The organism is Acinetobacter sp. NIPH 1852 (assembly GCF_022549455.1).
In the GTDB taxonomy this organism is placed as follows: domain Bacteria; phylum Pseudomonadota; class Gammaproteobacteria; order Pseudomonadales; family Moraxellaceae; genus Acinetobacter.
The window spans coordinates 80,149-86,729 of record NZ_JAKZGG010000014.1; the positions used below are offsets into that span (position 1 = coordinate 80,149).

At 39.0% G+C, this 6,581-nt stretch carries 6 protein-coding genes and 1 rRNA gene; 2 read left to right on the top strand and 5 right to left on the bottom strand.

Going from position 1 to position 6,581, the window contains the following annotated elements; genetic code table 11:
• Window positions 1-136: 136 nt before the first annotated feature.
• Together MMO38_RS12110 and MMO38_RS12115 are read right to left on the bottom strand one after the other, a co-directional pair.
• Window positions 137-643, bottom strand: coding sequence for a hypothetical protein (locus MMO38_RS12110; RefSeq protein WP_241323691.1), 507 nt, complete (start codon window positions 641-643; stop codon window positions 137-139).
• A gap of 119 nt (window positions 644-762) precedes the next feature.
• On the bottom strand, window positions 763-1,983 hold the full coding sequence (locus tag MMO38_RS12115) for an MFS transporter (RefSeq protein ID WP_241323692.1): 1,221 nt from the start codon (window positions 1,981-1,983) through the stop codon (window positions 763-765).
• Between the two features lie 241 nt (window positions 1,984-2,224).
• On the opposite strand from MMO38_RS12115, the gene MMO38_RS12120 reads away from it, so the two are divergent.
• A complete protein-coding gene (locus MMO38_RS12120) occupies window positions 2,225-2,443 on the top strand; it encodes a DUF2798 domain-containing protein (RefSeq protein ID WP_004668147.1) in 219 nt (72 codons plus the stop codon).
• A gap of 385 nt (window positions 2,444-2,828) precedes the next feature.
• Window positions 2,829-3,326 (top strand): transglycosylase SLT domain-containing protein, encoded by a 498-nt coding sequence (locus MMO38_RS12125; protein ID WP_051064199.1) that lies wholly within the window; start codon window positions 2,829-2,831, stop codon window positions 3,324-3,326.
• Window positions 3,327-3,388: 62 nt separating this feature from the next.
• Here the strand turns inward: MMO38_RS12125 and cysK are convergent, their stop codons facing one another.
• The 3 genes from cysK to rrf all read right to left on the bottom strand — a co-directional run.
• Window positions 3,389-4,390, bottom strand: coding sequence for a cysteine synthase A (gene cysK / locus MMO38_RS12130; RefSeq protein WP_241323693.1), 1,002 nt, complete (start codon window positions 4,388-4,390; stop codon window positions 3,389-3,391).
• Window positions 4,391-4,635: 245 nt separating this feature from the next.
• Window positions 4,636-6,261 carry a Na/Pi symporter gene (locus tag MMO38_RS12135; protein WP_241323694.1) on the bottom strand — a complete coding sequence of 542 codons (1,626 nt, stop codon included), beginning with the start codon at window positions 6,259-6,261 and terminating at the stop codon, window positions 4,636-4,638.
• Between the two features lie 232 nt (window positions 6,262-6,493).
• A 5S ribosomal RNA gene (gene rrf, locus MMO38_RS12140) occupies window positions 6,494-6,581 on the bottom strand; the annotation flags it as partial.

Here is a 6,581-nt window from a genome sequence, read left to right on the forward strand (position 1 = left end):
TTGATGCCAAAATGAAAGCTGATCAGTTTAACATGAATTCTATTCATTTTTATAGATTAAAAAACATACAAAAAAGATTCCCCATTCTCTAGCGTTTAGAGCATGGGGAAATATGGTGATAACTAACTGATAATGTTTAGGCTTCGTTTAAAAAACCTTCCTTAATTTCTGTTGGTAAGTCTTTATGCCACCACGCATAAATTGATGCTTTGATGTTCTCATCTTCCTCAGGATCGTTAAATGGCTCATCATCTTCTCGAATTAACTCATCCCCATTAAATTTGAACCAAAACTCCCAAGGATCATCATCACCACACCCCCATGCTTGGGCATGTATCTCTGGCAGCAAAGCTTTTAAAAAAAGTAAGATATTTTCAATATTTTCATCGCCAGAAGAACCATGAACAAAATCTAAAACGGCATAACCCGCCTCATAATATAAACTTTCTGGTTCCAAATCATATTCAGGCGAATCAATTTGATCGAGCAAGTCTTGTACGGCTTCCGCACTTTCTAGATTGATGGCTAAAGCGGCCTGTAAGAACCTTTCCGCATTTCCCTCATGTTCCTTAAATAAGACTTCTAGCTGCCCCATTATTTTTGCATCTGGATGCTTATAATAAACACGACTATGTAATTCCATTGTTCTTTCCCCACGATAAAAAATCTAAAAAAAATATGATAGTGCTTAAAATTAGCACTCAATTAAGTTACTAAAATCCAATGATTTTTAGCAAGCCCTCGGCGACTATATCTGTCGTTTTATTTTATGAGAATATCCTGTTTTTTTGAGTCACCTAAATAAAAGGTAAGCAGAAAACCGATTGCCAAAACCACACCCACACTTAAATTAATACCGAGCCAGCCAAAGTTTTCCCAAATCAAACCGCCGCTACTCCCCAACACACTAGATCCCATGTAATAGCAAAATAAATACAGTGATGAAGCCACTGCTCGATATTGCACGGCTTGTACAGAGACCCAACTACTTGCGGTTGAATGGGCAGCAAAAAATGAAAAGGTAAAAACAGTTAAACCAATTAAGATGGCCCAAAGCGATGGGATCAAGGTAATCAATAATCCAATGATCATACTCAACAATAAAAATGGCAGAACCTTATCCCGTCCGTATTTAAAGCCCCATTGTGCTGCTTTAGGTGAACTATAAATTCCTGCCAAATAGGCAATCGAAATCACCCCAATCCATGTTTGTGATAAATGAAAAGGCGCTTCTAACAAGTGATAACTGATGTAATTAAACACCGTCACCAAACATCCCATCAGGATAAAACCCTGAGCAAATAAAATCCGTAATTTCGGATCTTTGAGATTCTGTTCAAAAGCAGCTTTAAAGCGAGAAAAACGGAACGGATAGGGTTGGAAATGCTGAGATTTTGGCAATAACCAATAGAATAAACAGGCGATTATGAGGTTGAGAAATCCAATAATATAAGTAGCAGATTGCCAAGAAATAAAATCGACCAACACCCCTGCAATCAAGCGACCACCCATGCCCCCAATCGCGGTTCCAGATATATAAAGTCCCATCGCGAAACCGATATCATTTTGTGCAATTTCTTCCCCTATGTAGGTCATGGCTACGGCTGCCACACCACTCACCGCTAAACCAATAAAAATACGAGTACCTAAAAACACCTCCCAAATCGGGAAAGAGGCACTGATCAGCAATAGAATCGAAACCAGAAATAAGGCAAACACCATAATCGGTTTACGTCCAAACCGATCTGAAATAAAGCCTGTAAACAACAGACCCATTGCCAATGCAATGGTGGAGAAAGACAAAGGAAAACTACTATGCGTCGGGCTAACCTGAAAGAATTTTGCAAAAATCGGCATCATCGGCTGAACACAATAGAGCGATGAAAATGAAGCAAAACCTGCAAAAAACAATGACCATAAAATCGAAGTAAATGTTTTTGAACCATACTCAATATGGCTTGGACGTATAACTGATTCAGACATGGCCACTCCTTATGCCTGATCAGTATACGCGCGTTTTCACTAAAATAATCCACGACAATATAGGTGACTTTTCACTTAAATTTTTACAGCAATATATTAAAGTTTAGTCTGTTGATGTTCCCTAACAATAATTCTCCTCATTCCTCAAGCCCCTCTAATTCACTTTTCACCTTTTCGAGCGAACACGGTATGATAGCGACTGGCCATACCATTTTACCCGAACCACTCAAGAGGCTAACCGATGAAGGCAGCTACGCTTTTATTTCCATTAATTCTATCTTGTATCATGTCATTTCTAATTTCTGGAATCACCACTTTAAAAGCATTGGGCTTCGTTGAAAACTTCTTTTCCATGTGGATGTCAGCTTGGATGATCGCATGGATGTTTGCTTTTCCAAGTGTACTGGTCTGCGCGCCTATCGCACAGAAACTGGTCAGCCTCATTCTTAAAAACCGTTAAAGGTCATCATCGTCAAAAATTCACTGTAGGTTAAAACGTACACAACTTGCAGTGAATGGCGAATATACCCATACAAATCTATTCCGTAATATATAAATCATAGAGAGACAGGAAGTCTCATTCAGAACAACAAGATGCACAGGACGTGGTCGTTGACAGGAGTTAACGGCAATAAACTGAATATAAAAAAGTCTCGACAGGATGTCGGGGCTTTTTTGTTTGTACTCAGTAAAATAACCACACTTGACGGCATGAATTTAACTTCATACCATCACCCTACTTTCGAATATGCGATTAAGTTTTTATTTTCACGATGATCACTCCAAAAAACAGTGCAAAACGCCATATCAGTAATATCGCGATATTACTTTTTAAACTCAGCATAATGTTTGCTGCTGTTTACTTAACGGCTTGTAGCCATTTAAGTGGTTCAAGCGCAACACGCGCTCAGAAATTATCAGTTGGGATTCAAAAAGCCTATTCAGTACAACCAGATACAGCCAATCGTGTTGCTCCGATGATCATTCAAAGTGCTAAACAACACGATGTTGATCCACTGCTTATTGCCGCGATGATTCGACAAGAGTCAAGCTACAGACCTTATGTCACCTCGTCAGCAGGTGCAGTTGGACTCACACAAATCATCCCGCGTTATTGGCAAAGCACCTGTGGCGGCAACTTATTTGATGAATATACCAACGTCAATTGTGGTACTTACATTCTTGCAAAATATAATCAATCTGCCGGTAGCTGGGAAAAAGCACTGGCTTATTATAATGTGGGACCAACGGGTTATCAGCGCAATTGGAAAATGAAGCGCCAAGGTAAGAAATATGCGAAGTCGGTTAAACATCATAAAAAAATGCTGAAAGCTGCGTTATAAATCATTGCAGCAAGTATAAAAAAGCCACGCTTTAAGCATGGCTTTTTTTGCTAAACTTATAACTAAGCCTCATCAAATAAACCTTCAAACAATACTGAAGATAAATAACGCTCGCCGCTATCAGGTAAAATGACCACAATGGTTTTACCTGCATTTTCAGGACGTTCTGCGATTTGAGCTGCCGCTGCTAATGCCGCACCACTAGAAATACCGACTAAAATTCCTTCTTGCATCGCACATTTTCTCGCCCATTCAATTGCATCTGCACTATTCACGGGTACAACTTCATCGACCAAATCTAGATCTAAATTTTTCGGAATAAAGTTCGCCCCAATGCCCTGAATCTTATGTGGCGCAGGTGTAATGCTTTCACCGCGTTTCGTTTGGGTGATGATTGCTGATTCAGCAGGTTCAACTGCAACAGAATACAAAGGCTGATTTTTTATTTGCTCAAAATAACGTGAGATACCTGTAATGGTACCGCCTGTACCGACACCTGCAACCAAAATATCCACTTGACCATTGGTTGCTTGCCAAATCTCAGGACCCGTTGTTTCAACATGAATCTGTGGATTTGCTGGGTTCTCAAATTGTTGTGGTAAAAAATACAGTTCTGGATTTTCAGTAGCCAAGCGTACTGCTTCATCTACCGCACCTTTCATACCTTTAGCTGGATCAGTCAAGACTAAGTTTGCGCCCAAAGCTTTAAGCACTTTTCGACGCTCTAAACTCATACTTGAAGGCATGGTTAAAGTAATCGGATAACCTTTTGCTGCTGCCACGAAAGCCAAGGCAATACCTGTATTACCACTGGTTGGTTCAACAATATGCATCCCTGCTTTGAGTAGACCACGTTTTTCCGCATCGGCAATCAAAGCTGCACCAATACGGCATTTTACTGAAAATGCAGGATTACGGCTTTCGATTTTTGCCAATACCGTTGCACCCGTTTTGATAATACGATTAATACGCACTAAAGGGGTATTACCAATTGCCTCTGCATTATTTTCATAAACTGCGATACCAAGATTGGCAGGTGTTGGAAATTGTTGATCAGTAGACATGTTATTTCCTTATTAGATTTGGAATGATTCCCAATCATTATAGGCATGTCAGCCTATGAGAAAAGTAGAAAACTTTAGCTTTTATGAAAAACAATATTTATAGAGCATGAGATTTTAATGTTCATAATAAAAACGCATTACGCCTTAGGCACAGACTATGACAACGCTACAACTTATCACTGCATAGCAAACATAAGCCCATAAAACCTGCGATTCATTTTTTATCATTTGAAAATGCAATCATGTCATGATGGTAATTGAGTTGATCCCAATTCCTCATTCAATAATACTTGCTCTGTATCACACAGTAAAATCGCCACACGACTACAATGAATCACTAAATGTTCTAACCAACGTTGTGCAGCGAGTTGGTCCAAGGTATAAGTAACCGATACTGTTCTTGATGAAGAGTCCTCAATAATTTTCTGCCGGACCAAATCTTGATGTGCTTGCATCTCTGCGGAAAAATCAGCTAACTCATCTACAAGTTTTTTTGGGATTCGTGCAAATGGTTCATGCATTAAATACGGAATAAATTGCTCAAGAATCGTTGCAAACTGATTGGCCAATTCATGAATATTTCTTTGATTTTGAATGCTTTCAATATGCGCAACGCTGCTTAAATCATTTTTAAGAACACGGACATACACTGCCAATCTCAATAAAATGATTAAACGATGTTGATCTTCTAAAGACTGTGAAACCGTCATTTTATCTAAATAATGCTCAACTTTAAGCAAGGTTTGATCGAACTCATCCGTTTTAACCAATGAAGTAACGACACCTCCACGAATACAACGTATAAAAATTCCATACATATCAGCTATCGATTGCAAAAGTGCACGTTCTACTGCTGCAATCGCCAAAGCAGGAACACTATAAAGTGACTCGTCTAAATATCGTGTAATCAGCGGTTGTTTTTCGGGCAATAAACGAATAATCAATTGCTCAAATTGAGACAAAAAAGGCATGAAAATACATGCCCCTAATAAACTAAAAGTCGTGTGAAATCCCGCAACTAAGATCACAGAATCCAATTGATGAATACTTTCAATATGATGATATGCCCATATAAATACTGGAGATAATAGAATAAATGCAAAAATGGCAGTCACAATATTAAACATGACATGAACTGCTGCTGTTCGCTTAGCACTGGTGGTCGCCCCTATCGCTGCAAGGATAGCAGTTGCGACCGTTCCAACATTTTGACCAATCACTAAAGCCAGAGCTTGTTCTAAATTAATTGTAGAGGTAGAGAGCGCTGCTAATGTGGTTGTAATCGCTGCACTGGAGGATTGCAATAAGATCGTCATGAGGACACCAATAACCACAAGAATGAGTTTCATCATTAAAGTTGGTTCAGCCCACCGAGATAGATCGATTAATAAAGCCATACCACTCATGGCATCTTGTAAAAATTGAATCCCTAGAAATAACAGCCCAAAGCCTGCCAAAGTGAGTCCAATAAAACTAAATTTTTCTTTACCAAATAATTTGAGTGCCGCACCTATACCAATTAAGGGCAAGGAAAAACTAGCAATAGAAAACTTTAAACCGAGTAATGCAACCATCCAACCAGTGCTTGTCGTGCCTATGTTTGCACCAATAATCACACCAATCGCATGGCTAAAACTTAATATTCCTGCACTAACAAAGCCTATCGTTGCCAAAGTGGTGGCTGTCGAGGATTGAACCACAACGGTTAAACCAATCCCTGATAAAACAGCCTTCATTGGTGAGTTTGTAAATCTGACTAACCATTGCCGCAGTGCTTCACCCGCGATTGCTTTTAGACTATCTGTCATCAGAGACATGCCTAAAAGAAATAAACCGATTCCACCCATCAACTGCACAATGACATTAAACACAAACGTTTCCTTCTTATAATTTTAAGGTACTAAAAGTACATCTAAATAATAGCTTACATTGTTCTATTCAAATATTTATATTTGATTTACGCCTCACAATAAAGGACTGATTAAATTTAATACGTTGTCTAAACCCAAATTAATTATAAAACGCAGTTTTTCCCCATTTTTTTATTGAAATTCTACACAATAAAAAACCTCCCAACATAAGTTGGGAGGTTTTGAATTTAAAAGCTGGCGATGACTTACTCTCACATGGCAAGTGCCACACTACCATCAGCGCGAAGAGGTTTCACTTCTGAGTTCGGGAAGGGATCAGG

Bases quoted from the DNA above. Each gene is read 5' to 3' on its own strand.
- cysK (WP_241323693.1), bottom strand. From the start codon at position 4,390: ATGTCTACTGATCAACAATTTCCAACACCTGCCAATCTTGGTATCGCA.
- MMO38_RS12115 (WP_241323692.1), bottom strand. From the start codon at position 1,983: ATGTCTGAATCAGTTATACGTCCAAGCCATATTGAGTATGGTTCAAAA.
- MMO38_RS12120 (WP_004668147.1), top strand. From the start codon at position 2,225: ATGAAGGCAGCTACGCTTTTATTTCCATTAATTCTATCTTGTATCATG.
- MMO38_RS12110 (WP_241323691.1), bottom strand. From the start codon at position 643: ATGGAATTACATAGTCGTGTTTATTATAAGCATCCAGATGCAAAAATA.
- MMO38_RS12125 (WP_051064199.1), top strand. From the start codon at position 2,829: ATGTTTGCTGCTGTTTACTTAACGGCTTGTAGCCATTTAAGTGGTTCA.